At 48.6% G+C, this 14,175-nt stretch carries 16 protein-coding genes; 15 read left to right on the top strand and 1 reads right to left on the bottom strand.

The window, feature by feature from the left end; all coding sequences use genetic code 11:
- Positions 1-217: 217 nt before the first annotated feature.
- The 4 genes from prmA to thiI all read left to right on the top strand — a co-directional run bounded on the left by prmA (position 218) and on the right by thiI (position 4,453).
- Entirely contained in the window at positions 218-1,171 is a 954-nt protein-coding gene (gene prmA / locus KTH90_RS24040; RefSeq protein ID WP_158355542.1) for a 50S ribosomal protein L11 methyltransferase, read from the top strand.
- The gene (locus tag KTH90_RS24035; protein WP_238727570.1) at positions 1,172-1,933 is read left to right on the top strand and encodes a 16S rRNA (uracil(1498)-N(3))-methyltransferase; all 762 of its coding nucleotides are present in this window, start codon (positions 1,172-1,174) and stop codon (positions 1,931-1,933) included.
- A gap of 33 nt (positions 1,934-1,966) precedes the next feature.
- Positions 1,967-3,124 (top strand): cysteine desulfurase family protein, encoded by a 1,158-nt coding sequence (locus tag KTH90_RS24030; RefSeq protein WP_238727569.1) that lies wholly within the window; start codon positions 1,967-1,969, stop codon positions 3,122-3,124.
- A 150-nt stretch (positions 3,125-3,274) separates the two neighbouring features.
- Entirely contained in the window at positions 3,275-4,453 is a 1,179-nt protein-coding gene (thiI, locus tag KTH90_RS24025) for a tRNA uracil 4-sulfurtransferase ThiI (protein ID WP_158355545.1), read from the top strand.
- 69 nt (positions 4,454-4,522) lie between these two features.
- Here the strand turns inward: thiI and KTH90_RS24020 are convergent, their stop codons facing one another.
- The gene (locus KTH90_RS24020) at positions 4,523-4,756 is read right to left on the bottom strand and encodes an HPr family phosphocarrier protein (protein WP_158355546.1); all 234 of its coding nucleotides are present in this window, start codon (positions 4,754-4,756) and stop codon (positions 4,523-4,525) included.
- 139 nt (positions 4,757-4,895) lie between these two features.
- Here KTH90_RS24020 and mtaB point away from each other — a divergent pair, with 139 nt between their 5' ends.
- The 11 genes from mtaB (at position 4,896) to KTH90_RS23965 (ending at position 14,173) form a co-directional block, all read left to right on the top strand.
- Entirely contained in the window at positions 4,896-6,206 is a 1,311-nt protein-coding gene (mtaB, locus tag KTH90_RS24015; RefSeq protein WP_158355547.1) for a tRNA (N(6)-L-threonylcarbamoyladenosine(37)-C(2))-methylthiotransferase MtaB, read from the top strand.
- A gap of 202 nt (positions 6,207-6,408) precedes the next feature.
- Entirely contained in the window at positions 6,409-6,672 is a 264-nt protein-coding gene (locus KTH90_RS24010; RefSeq protein WP_158355566.1) for an IreB family regulatory phosphoprotein, read from the top strand.
- 17 nt (positions 6,673-6,689) lie between these two features.
- Positions 6,690-7,109, top strand: a complete 420-nt coding sequence (ruvX, locus tag KTH90_RS24005; protein WP_158355548.1) for a Holliday junction resolvase RuvX — start codon at positions 6,690-6,692, stop codon at positions 7,107-7,109.
- Between the two features lie 8 nt (positions 7,110-7,117).
- Positions 7,118-7,384, top strand: coding sequence for a DUF1292 domain-containing protein (locus KTH90_RS24000; protein ID WP_158355549.1), 267 nt, complete (start codon positions 7,118-7,120; stop codon positions 7,382-7,384).
- 41 nt (positions 7,385-7,425) lie between these two features.
- A complete protein-coding gene (locus KTH90_RS23995) occupies positions 7,426-9,090 on the top strand; it encodes a ribonuclease J (protein ID WP_158355550.1) in 1,665 nt (554 codons plus the stop codon).
- A 67-nt stretch (positions 9,091-9,157) separates the two neighbouring features.
- Positions 9,158-9,505 (top strand): YlbF family regulator, encoded by a 348-nt coding sequence (locus KTH90_RS23990; RefSeq protein WP_158355551.1) that lies wholly within the window; start codon positions 9,158-9,160, stop codon positions 9,503-9,505.
- A 13-nt stretch (positions 9,506-9,518) separates the two neighbouring features.
- Positions 9,519-9,914: an endolytic transglycosylase MltG gene (locus KTH90_RS23985; protein ID WP_238727568.1), complete on the top strand. Its 396-nt coding sequence runs from the start codon at positions 9,519-9,521 to the stop codon at positions 9,912-9,914.
- On the top strand, positions 9,911-10,603 hold the full coding sequence (locus KTH90_RS23980) for an O-methyltransferase (RefSeq protein ID WP_158355553.1): 693 nt from the start codon (positions 9,911-9,913) through the stop codon (positions 10,601-10,603). The genes KTH90_RS23985 and KTH90_RS23980 overlap by 4 nt, the downstream gene beginning before the upstream one ends.
- 26 nt (positions 10,604-10,629) lie before the next feature.
- The gene (locus tag KTH90_RS23975; protein WP_158355554.1) at positions 10,630-11,925 is read left to right on the top strand and encodes a peptidase U32 family protein; all 1,296 of its coding nucleotides are present in this window, start codon (positions 10,630-10,632) and stop codon (positions 11,923-11,925) included.
- Between the two features lie 91 nt (positions 11,926-12,016).
- Entirely contained in the window at positions 12,017-12,637 is a 621-nt protein-coding gene (sigK, locus tag KTH90_RS23970; protein ID WP_158344652.1) for an RNA polymerase sporulation sigma factor SigK, read from the top strand.
- A gap of 504 nt (positions 12,638-13,141) precedes the next feature.
- Positions 13,142-14,173: a LacI family DNA-binding transcriptional regulator gene (locus KTH90_RS23965; protein WP_158355555.1), complete on the top strand. Its 1,032-nt coding sequence runs from the start codon at positions 13,142-13,144 to the stop codon at positions 14,171-14,173.
- The last annotated feature ends 2 nt before the right edge of the window (positions 14,174-14,175 follow it).

The following is a 14,175-nucleotide window of genomic DNA, read 5'->3' as shown; positions in this document are numbered from 1 at the left end:
GTTACCCGTTCTTGGGTTCAGCCGATGCGATTTGCCCCCACGAGATTTGTCCGGCCCCAGAAAGCCCCCCGCCGCTCCGATCTCCTCATTACCCCCAAAACCCCCCCAATTTCCCCATAATTAAAAACGCCTATAATAGCACAGCGGAAGTTTACCTCTTGTTTTTCTAAGAGGACCTGTGGTAATATGGGAAAAGACGAAATATGAGGTGAATCCCGTGAAATGGAAAAAATTTACGATTAAGACAAAAGCAGAAGCAGAAGATCTGGTAATCAGTACGCTGGTCGATCTGGGGATCGAGGGCGCCCAGATCGAGGACAAGGTGCCTTTGACAGAGAACGATAAGAAACAGATGTTTGTGGATATCCTGCCTGACGGGCCGGAGGATGACGGCATCGCCTATATCAGTTTTTATCTGGAGGAGGATACTGATGAGACGGAACTCCTGGTGCAAGTGAAGGACGAGCTGGAAGGGCTGCGTATGTTCATGGATATCGGGGAGGCCGCCATCGAAGCGTCCGAGACGGAGGACAAGGATTGGATTAATAATTGGAAGCAGTATTTTAAGCAGTTCTACGTGGACGATATTCTGATTATCCCATCCTGGGAGGAAGTGAAGCCGGAGGATGAAGGGAAGATGATCATTCATATTGATCCCGGTACGGCTTTTGGGACCGGGATGCATGAGACGACCCAGCTTTGTATCCGGCAGTTGAAGAAATATGTGCGGCCGGGGATCGATGTCCTGGATCTGGGCTGCGGAAGCGGGATTTTATCCATCGCCGCCTGCAAGTTAGGAGCCGGGCATGCGGTGGGGACGGATCTGGATCCCTGTGCGATTAACGCTACCCATGAAAATATGGAAGCCAATGCGATTGAATCTGGCTGCTTTGAGGTGATGATTGGTAATATCATCGATGAGAAAGAGATCCAGGATGCGGTCGGATATGAAAAATATGACATTGTACTGGCGAATATTCTGGCAGAAGTGCTGGTTCCCCTGACACCGGTGGTTGTCGCAACGATGAAACCGGGAGCCTGCTATATCACCTCTGGTATTCTGGATGTAAAGGAAGAACTGATTGTGCGTACGGTGAAAGAAGCCGGACTGGAAGTTGTGGAAGTGACCCATCAGGGCGAGTGGGTCAGTGTAACGGCGAGGAAGAGATAGATGTACCATTTCTTTGTGAATCCAGAGCAGATACAGGAGTCCGGAATCGTGATTCTGGGAACGGATGTGAATCATATCCGGAATGTGCTGCGAATGAAACCGGGAGAAAAAGTAAGTGTGAGCGCAGACGGAGCGTTCCGGGAATATTTGTGCGAGATATCAAAGATAGAGCCGGATTGTATCCGGCTTGGTATTTTGTCCGCAGAGGATGAAAATCGGGAATTGCCCTGCCGGATCACGCTCTTCCAGGGGCTGCCCAAAAGCGACAAAATGGAGCTGATCATCCAGAAGGCAGTGGAATTGGGTGTGTCGGAGGTAGTTCCAGTCGGTACCCGAAGAACGGTCGTGAAATTGGATGCCAAAAAAGAACAGAGTAAGTTAAAACGCTGGAATGCCATTTCGGAGAGTGCGGCGAAACAGTCCGGCCGAATGGTAATTCCGAAAGTCAAAGAGCTGATGAAGTTTTCGGATGCCCTGGCCTATGCACAGAGCATGGATCATGTTTTTATTCCCTATGAACATGCGCAGGGCATGGCGGAAAGCAGGGAATTACTCCAGGCTGTGAGAACAGGCCAGTCTGTAGGTGTTTTCATCGGTCCGGAGGGCGGATTCGAAGAAGACGAAGTACAAAAGGCCTGCAGCTTAGGCGCATCTGCGGTATCCCTCGGCAAACGGATTTTGAGAACGGAGACCGCCGGACTCGCCATTCTTTCCGTTTTAATGTTCCAGTTGGAATGCAATGACGCAATTGGGATAAACTAAGATAAGGCAAAAACAAGGATGGTGAAGGAACCTATGGAATGTTATTTTGACAATTCGGCAACAACCCGCTGCTATGAGTCTGTAAAAGAGATCATGATCCGGACAATGATGACCGATTACGGCAATCCCTCCTCCATGCACAAAAAGGGTGTGGATGCAGAGAATTATGTAAAAGATGCCAGGGATATCTTAGCGAAAAATCTAAAAGTCAACGCGAAGGAGATTTTTTTTACGTCCGGAGGCACGGAGGGGAATAATCTGGCCATTATCGGAACGGCTATGGCCAACCGCAGATCCGGGAATCATGTGATTACTTCAGCGGTGGAACATCCTTCCGTAACGGCTGCCATGGAGTATCTGGAAGAGAACGGTTTCCGGGCCAGCTATATACCGGTGGATGCGGACGGGATTCTGCGTATGGATGCGCTGGAAGCGGCCCTTGATGAAGAGACGGTTCTGGTCTCGGTTATGTATGTGAACAATGAAATCGGGGCGGTACAGCCCATTCAGGATATCGCGGAGCTGGTTCATAAAAAAGCACCGAAGGCCAAACTCCACGTGGATGCGGTACAGGCCTATGGAAAATATCGTATTTTACCGAAAAAGCTGGAAATCGACCTGCTGTCAGCCAGCGGCCATAAAATACATGGCCCGAAAGGTGTGGGCTTTCTGTACGTCAATGATAAGGTGAAAATCAAACCGATCTCCTACGGCGGCGGACAGCAGGAGGGGATGCGTTCCGGCACAGTGAATACCACGGGTATCGCCGGTCTGGGTGCAGCGGTAAAAGAGCTGTATACCGGTTTTGATGAGAAAATCGAGCGGCTTTACACGGTGAAGCAGGCTTTTGTCAATGGGATCGGAACGATAGAGGGCGCGGTCATTCACGGTCTTGTCGGTAAAGATAGCGCTCCCCATATCGTTAACGTCAGTTTTCCGGGGGTGCGCAGTGAGGTTTTGCTGCATGCGCTGGAAGAGTATGAGATCTATGTATCTGCCGGAAGTGCCTGTGCAGCCGGTAAGAAGCATGCCGTCAGTCCGACCCTGACTGCGATCCGCCTGGACAAAGATCAGCTGGAATCGGCGATCCGGTTCAGCTTCCATCTGGAATCCACGGTGGACGAGGTGAATTACTGTATCGAAAAGCTGCAGGAAATCATACCCAAGCTGAAGAAATATACCCGCAGGTAAGTATTGCGGGGAAGGTGATAATTCGGGTATATCATAAATATACAAGATAGCAAAAAATAAAAGATAGAAGAAAATAAAGCAGCAGGAGATACATTAGCAGGAAACATATTAGCAGGAAATAAAAGTAATGTTTCATAAGGAGAGAATAAGATGTATCAGGCATTTCTGATAAAATACGGGGAAATCGGAATTAAGGGGAAAAACCGTTACCTGTTTGAGGACGCGCTGGTAAAGCAGATCCGGCATGCGTTAAAACCCGTAGAAGGTGAATTTAAGGTATCCAAAGAACAGGGACGCATCTATGTGGCATGTCCGCAGGATTATGACTATGACGATGCTGTAGAAGCCTTACAGCGGGTGTTCGGCATTGTGGGGATCTGTCCCACCGTATGTGTGGAGGACGAGGGCTTTGATAAGCTCGCACAGGACGTACTGGCCTATATGGACGATGTCTACCCGGATAAGAATATGAGTTTCAAAGTATGCGCACGCAGGGCCAGAAAGAATTATCCGATGGATTCCATGGAGATCAATGCTAAGATGGGACACCGGATTCTGGAGGCCTATCCGCAGCTGCATGTGGATGTCCATAACCCTCAGATTATGCTGACCATAGAAGTCCGGGAGAAAATTTATATTTATTCCGAAATCATACCCGGGCCAGGCGGAATGCCGGTGGGAACCAACGGGAAATGTATGCTTTTGTTATCCGGAGGAATCGACAGTCCGGTGGCAGGCTATATGGTAGCCAAACGCGGTGTGAAGATTGACGCCGTTTATTTTCATGCACCTCCCTATACCAGTGAGCGGGCCAAACAAAAAGTGGTGGATCTGGCCTCGCAGGTAGCCAAGTATTCGGGACCTGTCTATTTATACGTGGTGAACTTTACGGATATCCAGTTGTATATTTATGATAAATGCCCTCATGACGAGCTGACGATCATCATGCGGCGATATATGATGCGGATCGCGGAGGAACTGGCGCGCAAAAATGAGGCGCTGGGATTGATCACCGGTGAGAGTATCGGACAGGTGGCGAGCCAGACCGTTCAAAGCCTGGCGGCTACCAACGAAGTGTGTACCATGCCGGTGTTCCGGCCGCTGATCGCTTTTGATAAACAGGACATCATTGACATCGCTGAGAAAATAGGTACCTTTGAGACCTCCATTCAGCCTTATGAGGATTGCTGTACAATCTTTGTGGCGAAACATCCGGTCACGAAGCCCAGTATTCCGGTGATCAAGCGTTCGGAAAAGAAACTGGAGGAAAAGATTGAGGAAATGGTGGCTCAGGCGATCGAGACTGCGGAGTGTGTGATTGTTAGCTGACAGGGGCAAAAAAACACCCCGCTGTCCATAGCGAGGTGCATGTCCCTTCTTCTTACAAAAGCAGGCATCTTACTCGATGATATAAGGAGCAAGCGTTGCAAGAATCGTATCGATATTTTCTTCTGCGTGGATGTTCAGATCGATCGGTTTGGACAGATCCAGGCTGAAAATACCCATGATGGATTTCGCATCGATTACATACCTTCCGGAAACCAGATCAAAATCGTTATCAAATCTAGTGATGTCATTCACAAAAGATTTCACTTTATCAATGGAGTTTAAAGAAATTCTTACTGTTTTCATTGGAAAAACCTCCCATATATTTTTTATATGTTCATCTTACCGTCGGGGTATGGAAAAGTCAATACGCAAACATACAAAGAAAATCGGGATTATTCGTCAATTTTGATAAATTTGATTATACAGCAGTAAAGGGATTGTTATGAAAAGAGTAGCATTGCACAATTTAGGATGTAAAGTAAACGCATACGAAACGGAAGCCATGCAGCAGATGCTGGAGGAAAACGGCTATGAGGTCGTTCCGTTCACACAGCCCGCGGATGTCTATATCATCAATACGTGTACCGTAACCAATATCGCGGACCGCAAGTCCAGGCAGATGTTACACCGGGCAAAGGCAAAGAATCCAAACGCCTGTGTGGTGGCGGTGGGCTGTTATGTACAGGCGGCCGGTGAGAAACTTTTACAGGACGCAGCCGTGGACCTGGTGATAGGCAATAACCGGAAAAAAGATCTGATCCGGGTTCTTCAGGAGTGGGAGCAGGATCATAAGGCTGCAGAATGCATCACCGATATAGCCGCGGATCAGGAATACGAGGAATTAACCCTTGGCAGAACCACGGAACATACACGTGCTTATCTAAAAGTGCAGGATGGCTGCAACCAGTTCTGCAGTTATTGTATCATTCCCTATGCCAGAGGGCGGGTGCGGAGCCGTAAAATGCAAGACGTGATAAAAGAAGTGGAACGTCTGGCGTCCGAAGGATATCAGGAGATCGTTCTGACCGGGATACACCTGAGCTCTTATGGAGTGGATTTTGACCCGTGTTCCTCGCTGCTGGATCTGATCTTAAGGGTGCAGGAAGTGGAAGGAATTGAGCGCATCCGGCTGGGATCACTGGAGCCCCGGATTATCACGGAAGAATTCGTATCGGAACTCTCTAAGAGCCGGAAATTCTGTCCCCATTTTCATTTGTCGCTGCAAAGCGGCTGTGATGAAACGCTAAAACGGATGAATAGACACTACACAACCGGTGAATACTTTAAAAAATGCCAGTTGATCCGGGAATATTTTGAGCATCCGGCGCTGACAACGGATATTATCGTAGGTTTCCCGCAGGAGTCCGAAGCGGAGTTTGAAGCGACCCGGGCCTTTTTGGAAAAAGTTTCGTTTTATGAAACTCATATTTTTAAATACTCCAGGAGGCAGGGAACCAAAGCGGCGGTGATGGAGGGACAGATTCCGGAACCGGTAAAAGCCGTGCGCAGCAATGAACTGCTGTCTCTAAACAGGGAGAAATCCAGGGCTTTCCGGGATTATTACCTGGGCAGGACCCAGGAGGTACTCTTTGAGGAAATGACAGAGATAAGTGGAGAAATCTATCAGATTGGACATACAAAGGAATATGTAAGAGCTGCCGTAAAGAGTAAAAATGAACTGTCCAACCAGCTGCGTTTGGCGCGGGTGACAGGCTTTCTGACGGACGAAATCATGCTGGCGGAATTTGTGTAAAACGCCGGTTCCTGTTTACGACAATAAAATAGACATTGAATTTTCATCTGGTATATATTAGAATAAGGGTAAAGTTTGGTTTAAAGCGTGAAGAATGGTGTATATTTTCCCGGACAAAGGTGAGGCGTTAGAGGCAGAGGATGAGCAGAAGATGCTTGCCCTGCGCCTGGTTGTGCTGGATCATGCACGCATGGAGGAAAGAATGAAGGATCTCAGTAATACAAGATATTTTAAAGTTCAGACTGAGCCGGAACTGCAGGTAGAGGATGTTTTAAATAAGGTGTACGAGGCGATGACGGAGAAGGGCTATAACCCGGTGAATCAGATCGTGGGTTATATCATGTCCGGCGACCCGACTTATATAACCAGCCATAAGAATGCCAGAAGCCTGATTATGAAGGTGGAACGGGACGAGCTGGTGGAAGCGCTGTTAAAATCCTATATCAAAAATAACCATCTGGAATAACGGTGAGGGAGAATGTTATGCGGATAATGGGGTTGGACTTCGGTTCCAAAACTGTTGGGGTGGCCATAAGCGACCCTCTCTCAATTACTGCCCAGGGAATCGAGATTATCAGAAGAGAGACTGAGAATAAGCTGCGCAGGACCTGCGCCAGAATCGAGGAACTGATCACGGAATACGGGGTAGAGTCCATAGTTCTGGGTTTCCCCAAAAATATGAATAACACGGTGGGCGACCGCGCACAGAAATCTCTGGATTTCGCAGAGATGTTAAAGCGGCGCACAGGACTTCCTGTCATCCTGTGGGACGAGCGTCTCACCACGGTGGAAGCGGAACGGGCCCTGATCGAAGGGAACGTGCGCAGAGAGGACAGGAAAGAACACATCGACCGGTTAGCGGCTGTATTAATCCTACAAGGATATTTAAATACATTGCATTAGGAGCTTATATGGAAAAAATCATTTTCACAATGGAAGACACAAAGGAAAACGTGGAATTTTTCATCATGGAACAGACGAGAGTAAGTGGCGTGGACTATCTTCTGGTTACTGACACGGAGGACGAAGAGGAAGACGGTACCTGCTATATTTTAAAGGATCTGTCCGCAAGTGAGGATGCGGAAGCCCTGTATGAAATCGTGGACGATGATGAGGAGTTGACGTATGTATCCAGAATCTTCGAAGAGCTTCTGGAAGACGTTACCATCGAAAGGTAAACAAAAGAGCGTAAATTAAAAAAATTTGGAGGTGCTATTTTTTGAAGAAACAAAACAACAGCAAATTGCGGATCATCCCTTTAGGAGGCCTGGAACAAATCGGGATGAACATTACTGCCTTTGAATACGAAGACAGTATGATTGTGGTGGATTGCGGTCTGTCGTTCCCAGAGGACGATATGCTGGGAATCGACCTGGTCATCCCGGATATCACGTATCTGAAGGACAACATTGATAAATTAAAAGGCTTTGTAATTACCCACGGCCATGAGGACCATATCGGGGCTCTTCCCTACATTTTAAAGGAAATCAACGCTCCCATTTATGCGACAAAATTAACGATCGGACTCATCGACAATAAGCTCAAAGAACACAATCTGTTAAAGGGAACCAAACGAAAAGTTATAAAACACGGACAATCCATTAACCTGGGTGCATTTCGGATCGAGTTTATCAAAACCAATCACAGTATCGCAGATGCTTCCGCACTGGCGATCTATTCCCCGGCCGGAACCATCGTTCATACCGGAGACTTTAAGGTGGATTATACTCCCGTATTCGGGGATGCTATAGATTTACAGAGGTTCGGCGAAATCGGCAAAAAGGGCGTACTGGCCCTGATGTGTGACAGTACCAACGCGGAGCGGCCCGGCTTTACCATGTCGGAGCGCACGGTGGGCAAGACCTTTGACAACATATTCGCGGAGCACAAAAACAGCAGAATTATCGTAGCGACCTTCGCGTCCAATGTGGACCGGGTGCAGCAGATCATCAACTCTGCCTACAAGTTCGGCCGGAAGGTAGTGGTAGAGGGGCGCAGCATGGTCAATGTCATCGGCACGGCCGCGGAATTAGGTTATATCAACATTCCGGATAAGACACTGATCGAAATCGAGCAGATGAAGAATTATGCCGACGAGCAGACCGTGCTGATCACGACAGGAAGCCAGGGAGAATCCATGGCGGCGCTGTCCAGAATGGCTGCCAGTATTCATAAAAAGGTATCCATTAAGCCGGGTGATACTGTGATCTTCAGCTCCAACCCGATTCCCGGAAACGAAAAAGCCGTGTCCAAGGTGATTAATGAGCTGTCCATGAAGGGCGCGGATGTGATCTTCCAGGATGCCCATGTATCCGGACATGCCTGCCAGGAAGAGATAAAACTGATCTATTCCCTGGTACGGCCCAAATATTCGATTCCGGTACACGGTGAATACCGGCATTTAAAAGCGCAGGCGGGAATCGCCTATAACCTTGGAATTCCAAAGGAAAATATCAAGATCCTGTCCTCCGGCGACGTGTTGGAACTGGATCAGGAAGATGCGAAAGTGGTGGACCACGTACAGACCGGTGCCATCCTGGTAGATGGCCTGGGCGTTGGAGATGTGGGAAACATCGTATTGAGAGACCGGCAGCATCTGGCAGAGGATGGAATTATGATCGTCGTGCTGGCGCTGGAAAAATACAATAATCAGGTAGTGTCGGGACCGGATATTGTCTCCAGAGGTTTTGTCTATGTGAGGGAGTCCGAGGATCTGATGGAGGAAGCCAGACATGTGGTAAATGATGCGCTGGATGCGTGTATGGAGAAGCGGATTACGGACTGGAGTAAGATGAAGACCATGATCCGGGATTCCTTAAGCGACTATCTCTGGAAGAAAACCAAACGCAGTCCCATGATTCTACCGATCATTATGGAAGTGTGAAAATAAAATTTTCACATCTACCTATATGTGCGTGTGGAGACCGCACGCATGTAGGAAAGTGTAAAAAATGCTTGTTGCAGATTGCTTAAGAGAATTAAAGAACGCCATCGTAAACAGTGAAGAATACCAGCGGTTTGAGCGCGCGAAACAAAGTCTGGATGAGTTCCCGGAATTAAAGCATCAAGTCGAGGAATGGCGGAGAAGATACTATATTATACAGAATCAGGACGGTATCGACCTGTTTGACGAAGTTGACAGTTTACAGGAGGAGTATGCCAGAATACGAAAAAATCCCCTCATGCGGGAATTTCTGGCATCGGAGCTGCTGGTATGTCACATGATCCAGGAAGTATACCGGGAAATTTTAGACAGTGTAGATCTGGACCTTCAGTTCCTGGATGAGACTGCTCTGTAGGAGGTACAAAAGGATGGATTCGAAAAAAGCAGCTTTGGCGACGATGAAAATGGCTCTTCGGATTATCATAATAGCCCTGGTTATCTTATTGTTGGTTTATCTGGGACGCGCGGCTTTTGACTTTGGCCTGTCCGTATTTTCCAACCGTACGATGGACCCGCCCCCGGGGCGTCAGGTGACGGTTGTGGTAAAACAGGGAGATTCTTCCGGTGATGTGGGTGAGATGTTGGAAAGCAAAGGTCTGGTGGAAGGAAAGTGGACGTTTGTCGTAAGGGAGAAACTGTCCAAGTATTCCGGGAAGATACAGCCGGGTACCTATACGCTGAACACCTCCATGCCTCTTTCCGATATGCTGGCCATATTAGCGGGAGATAGCGCTGAAGAAGAGGAAGAGGATAAGCAAGAGTGATAGTAGACGAACGATTGATAACCTATCTGAATTCTCTTGATTCCGGCAATCCGGCCTATCTGGAGCAGCTGGAGCAAACGGCCAGAGAGACATACGTCCCGGTGATCCGAAAAGAAACCCAGAGCCTGCTAAAGGTGCTGGTCACTTTAAAGCGGCCCGGATCGATCCTGGAGATCGGTACGGCTATCGGTTTTTCCGCGCTGCTGATGAGTGAGTATGCCCCGGAGACATGCCGGATTACCACCATAGAAAACTATGAAAAGAGAATTCCCATAGCCAGGGAAAATATAAAAAAAGCGGGCCGGGAGCAGCAGATCACCTTACTGCCCGGCGATGCACAGCAGATCATGAGGACCCTTAACGGTCCTTATGATTTTGTGTTTATGGACGCAGCCAAAGGGCAGTATCTGAATTTTCTGCCCGAAGTAATGCGGCTTCTGGCCGCCGGAGGGCTCCTGGTGTCTGACAACGTACTGCAGGAAGGCAGCATCATCCAGTCCCGCTACGCCATCGAGCGCCGGGACCGAACCATCCATACCCGGATGAGAGAATACCTGTACCAGCTGACGCACCATCAGGAGCTGGTGACAACCATCCTGCCTCTGGGAGACGGGGTGGCGGTCAGCTGCAGAAAGACGCATGAAAACGCATCCGAAGGAAAGGGCAGAAATGAAAGAGGATTTGCCTGAGCGAAGTGAAAGGAATAACAAAAACCATGAAGCAACAGGAACCACCGATACCGGAAACCAGAAAAGTACCAGATCTACCCATATCCAAACCGGCCGCAAGGAAAAGGCCGGAACTACTCATACCTGCCAGCAGTCCTGAAGTATTAAAAACTGCAGTGATTTTCGGCGCCGACGCCGTCTACATCGGAGGTGAAGCCTACGGCCTGCGGGCAAAAGCCAAAAATTTCAGTATGGAAGACATGAAACAGGGAATTCAGTTCGCCCACGCTCACGGTGTCAAAGTATACGTAACCGCCAACATTCTTGCCCACAACGGGGACCTCCCCGGAGTGGAAGCGTATTTCCGGGAACTAAAAGAAATCAAGCCGGATGCCTTAATCATCGCAGATCCGGGAGTATTTTGCATCGCCCAAAAAATCTGTCCTGAGATCGAAATCCACATCAGCACCCAGGCAAACAATACAAATTATGGAACCTACCAATTCTGGTATGAGCAGGGGGTCAAACGCGTAGTATCCGCCCGAGAACTCTCCCTATCCGAGCTCCGGGAAATCCGGGCCCATATCCCGAAAGAGATGGAAATCGAGACCTTCATTCACGGAGCTATGTGCATCTCCTATTCCGGCCGTTGTCTGCTCAGCAACTATTTCACAGGCCGTGATGCGAACCAGGGAGCCTGTACCCATCCCTGCCGCTGGAAATACGCGGTCATGGAAGAGAGCCGCCCGGGGCAGTACCTGCCCGTCTACGAGAACGAAAGAGGCACCTACATTTTCAATTCCAAAGACCTCTGTATGATCGGGCACATCCCCGAACTAATAGAAGCCGGAATCGACAGCTTTAAAATAGAAGGCCGCATGAAAACCGCTCTCTACGTAGCCACGGTAGCCAGAACCTACCGAAAAGCCATCGACGACTACCTGACGTCGCCGGATTTATATCAGCAGAACATGCCCTGGTATCTGGACCAGATCTCCAACTGTACCTACCGCCAGTTCACCACTGGTTTCTTTTTCGGCAGGCCTGATGAAGAATCCCAGATCTACGACAACAACACCTACGTCAAGGAATACACCTACCTTGGCATCGTAAACGCCCACGACGAAGCCGGCCGTTCCATCCTGGAACAAAGAAACAAGTTTACCGTGGGAGAAACCATCGAAGTCATGAAACCCGGAGGGGAGAACCTCCCCGCCCGTGTCCTGGCTATTTATGATGAAACCGGAGCGGCTGTGGAAAGCGCGCCCCATCCGAAGCAGATCCTTCATGTTGAGCTGTCTGCGAAGACGGAACCCTTTGATATCCTCAGGCGGGAGGAGTAAAGATTGTACAAATAAAACATTTCACTTGGAAAGGCACTAATGGACAGTTGGACACATAAACTGTAATAATTCCGCTATGAGGTGCTTTTGTGTGAAAACATTTCCAAAACCGCTGGGCGCCGAAGAAGAACAATACTATTTGCAAAAGTACCAGCAGGGGGATCCGGAGGCAAAAGATCTGCTCATCGAAAAGAATTTGCGGCTTGTGGCTCATATTGTTAAGAAATATCAGCATCTGGATGATGATCCCGAGGATCTGATCTCCATTGGCACCATAGGGTTGATCAAAGCGGTATCTACCTATGACCAGAGTAAGGGAAGCAGACTGGCTACCTATGCGGCCCGCTGTATTGACAATGAACTTCTCATGTTCCTCCGCTCTAAGAAAAAATCTTCTAAGGAAATTTCCCTTTATGAACCGATTGGGACGGATAAAGAGGGGAATGAACTGAATCTGCTGGATGTGATTGAACATAATACATTGAGCGTTACGGATAAGGTGAATCTGAAACAGGATATTGAGAAACTTTATGAGGTTCTGGAGAAGACTTTGACTCCCCGGGAAAAGATGGTGATAGAGCTGCGATATGGACTCTATAATCAGAAGGAGAAGACGCAGCGGGAAATCGCGGAAATGCTGGGAATCAGCCGTTCTTATGTGTCCAGAATTGAAAAAAATGCATTGGCAAAACTCCGCAAACTACTGGAGTGAGAAAGGCCGGCTTTGGGGCGGATACCCTGAGGCCGGCTTTTGTTTTGCACAAGTTGTTTTGATGTAAGTTTTTTTGATGGTTTGAATAGGAGGGGCCTGTCCCCGGATGTTGACTGGATAACTCCAATCAGGTGCTTTTCTTGAAGAGTCCGGCATCCGGGGACAGGCCCCTTTCTTTACGCAGCTGCCGGAAGGCCCGGCTCTGCTGCCGGAAGGCCCGGCTCTGCTGCCGAAAGGTGCCAGCCCCTCCCGGTTTGCCGTGAATAGTAATTATTGGGTGTAATCGGGTGTAAGTTCAGGTAGTTTTTCTTGACAAGAAGGTTCGTGTGTGATATTTTTAAATTAAGGCAAGCGGTTGCATTAAAAATATTATATATATTGAAAATATTTAATAAAAATCATAAAATATATACAAAATACATATAAAAAATAATGGATTAAACAATATATGGCAAAAATAAAAGGAATAATAAATAAACCGGTTGCATAAAAGGAGGTAGCAGGATGGCAGTAACGATTAAAGATGTGGCACAGGCAGCGGGAGTGTCTGCCTCGACGGTATCCAGAGTGTTGAACAACAAAGGGGTGATATCGGAAGAGACCCGGAAGAGGATCTGGGACACGATGAAAGAATTGGAATATGTGCCCAACGACGTAGCCAGAAGCTTTGCAAACGGAAGCGCGCGTGCCTTTGCCTTGGTGATCGACGTGGTGGATGTCCGGGCTTATGCGAACAACTTTTTCAACAATACGGTATTCGGCATTGAGACTGCTGCCCATGAGAACGGTTATAACCTCATGATCACCAATGAGAAGTCGGTGGAAGACGAGATCTCACCGGTACAAAAGCTTGTGCTGGGAAAAAAGATCGACGGTATTGTTATCCCGATCTCCATGGCCGATGAAAGTCTGTTGGAGAAGCTTAATGATCTGGGATTCCCGTCGGTAATTTTGGGACATTTGGATGAGGGCCGTACCGAGACCAGCTGGGTGGATATCAATAACACCCAGGGCGGGGCGCTGGCTGTCCGTCATTTGATAAAAAAAGGATACCGGAATATAGCCTTTCTGTACGGAAACGATAAGGAACAGTTTAACCAGGACCGGCTGACGGGATTCAGCCGGGGAGTGTCCGCAGGCGGGATGGATGTTAAGCAGGAACTTATATGCCATGGCCTGTCGGGTGTGGAGGACAGCAGGGAATGCGTACTGGGGCTGCTGCGGCAGGAAGACAGGCCGGACGCCGTGGTATGCGGGGATGACAGGCTGGCCCTTGGGGCGCTTAGAGCGGCGAAGGCGGCCGGTGTGGCGGTTCCCCGTGATTTTGGAATCGTAAGCTTTGACAATACGCCGCTTACTGAACTGGCGGACATTCCTATTACCAGCTTAGATGTGGATACCTTCGAACTGGGCCGTCAGGCAGCGGAGATTCTGATTCAGCAGATCGAGGAGCCGGAGACCAGTTTCCGGCAGGTACTGCTTTCTACGAAAATAATCGGCAGGGCATCCACAGAACGTGAATCCGAGGAGGAATAGAT

The organism is Diplocloster modestus, assembly GCF_019042245.1.
Lineage (GTDB): Bacteria > Bacillota > Clostridia > Lachnospirales > Lachnospiraceae > Diplocloster > Diplocloster modestus.
The sequence above is the reverse complement of the archived record's forward strand: the minus strand, read 5'-3'. Positions and strand labels throughout refer to the sequence as shown.

Excerpts from the sequence above, each read along its gene's own strand:
- KTH90_RS24035 (WP_238727570.1), top strand. The coding sequence starts at position 1,172 with ATGTACCATTTCTTTGTGAATCCAGAGCAGATACAGGAGTCCGGAATC.
- KTH90_RS24030 (WP_238727569.1), top strand. The coding sequence starts at position 1,967 with ATGGAATGTTATTTTGACAATTCGGCAACAACCCGCTGCTATGAGTCT.
- thiI (WP_158355545.1), top strand. The coding sequence starts at position 3,275 with ATGTATCAGGCATTTCTGATAAAATACGGGGAAATCGGAATTAAGGGG.
- KTH90_RS24020 (WP_158355546.1), bottom strand. The coding sequence starts at position 4,756 with ATGAAAACAGTAAGAATTTCTTTAAACTCCATTGATAAAGTGAAATCT.
- mtaB (WP_158355547.1), top strand. The coding sequence starts at position 4,896 with ATGAAAAGAGTAGCATTGCACAATTTAGGATGTAAAGTAAACGCATAC.
- KTH90_RS24010 (WP_158355566.1), top strand. The coding sequence starts at position 6,409 with ATGAAGGATCTCAGTAATACAAGATATTTTAAAGTTCAGACTGAGCCG.
- ruvX (WP_158355548.1), top strand. The coding sequence starts at position 6,690 with ATGCGGATAATGGGGTTGGACTTCGGTTCCAAAACTGTTGGGGTGGCC.
- KTH90_RS24000 (WP_158355549.1), top strand. The coding sequence starts at position 7,118 with ATGGAAAAAATCATTTTCACAATGGAAGACACAAAGGAAAACGTGGAA.
- KTH90_RS23990 (WP_158355551.1), top strand. The coding sequence starts at position 9,158 with ATGCTTGTTGCAGATTGCTTAAGAGAATTAAAGAACGCCATCGTAAAC.
- KTH90_RS23985 (WP_238727568.1), top strand. The coding sequence starts at position 9,519 with ATGGATTCGAAAAAAGCAGCTTTGGCGACGATGAAAATGGCTCTTCGG.
- KTH90_RS23975 (WP_158355554.1), top strand. The coding sequence starts at position 10,630 with ATGAAGCAACAGGAACCACCGATACCGGAAACCAGAAAAGTACCAGAT.
- KTH90_RS23965 (WP_158355555.1), top strand. The coding sequence starts at position 13,142 with ATGGCAGTAACGATTAAAGATGTGGCACAGGCAGCGGGAGTGTCTGCC.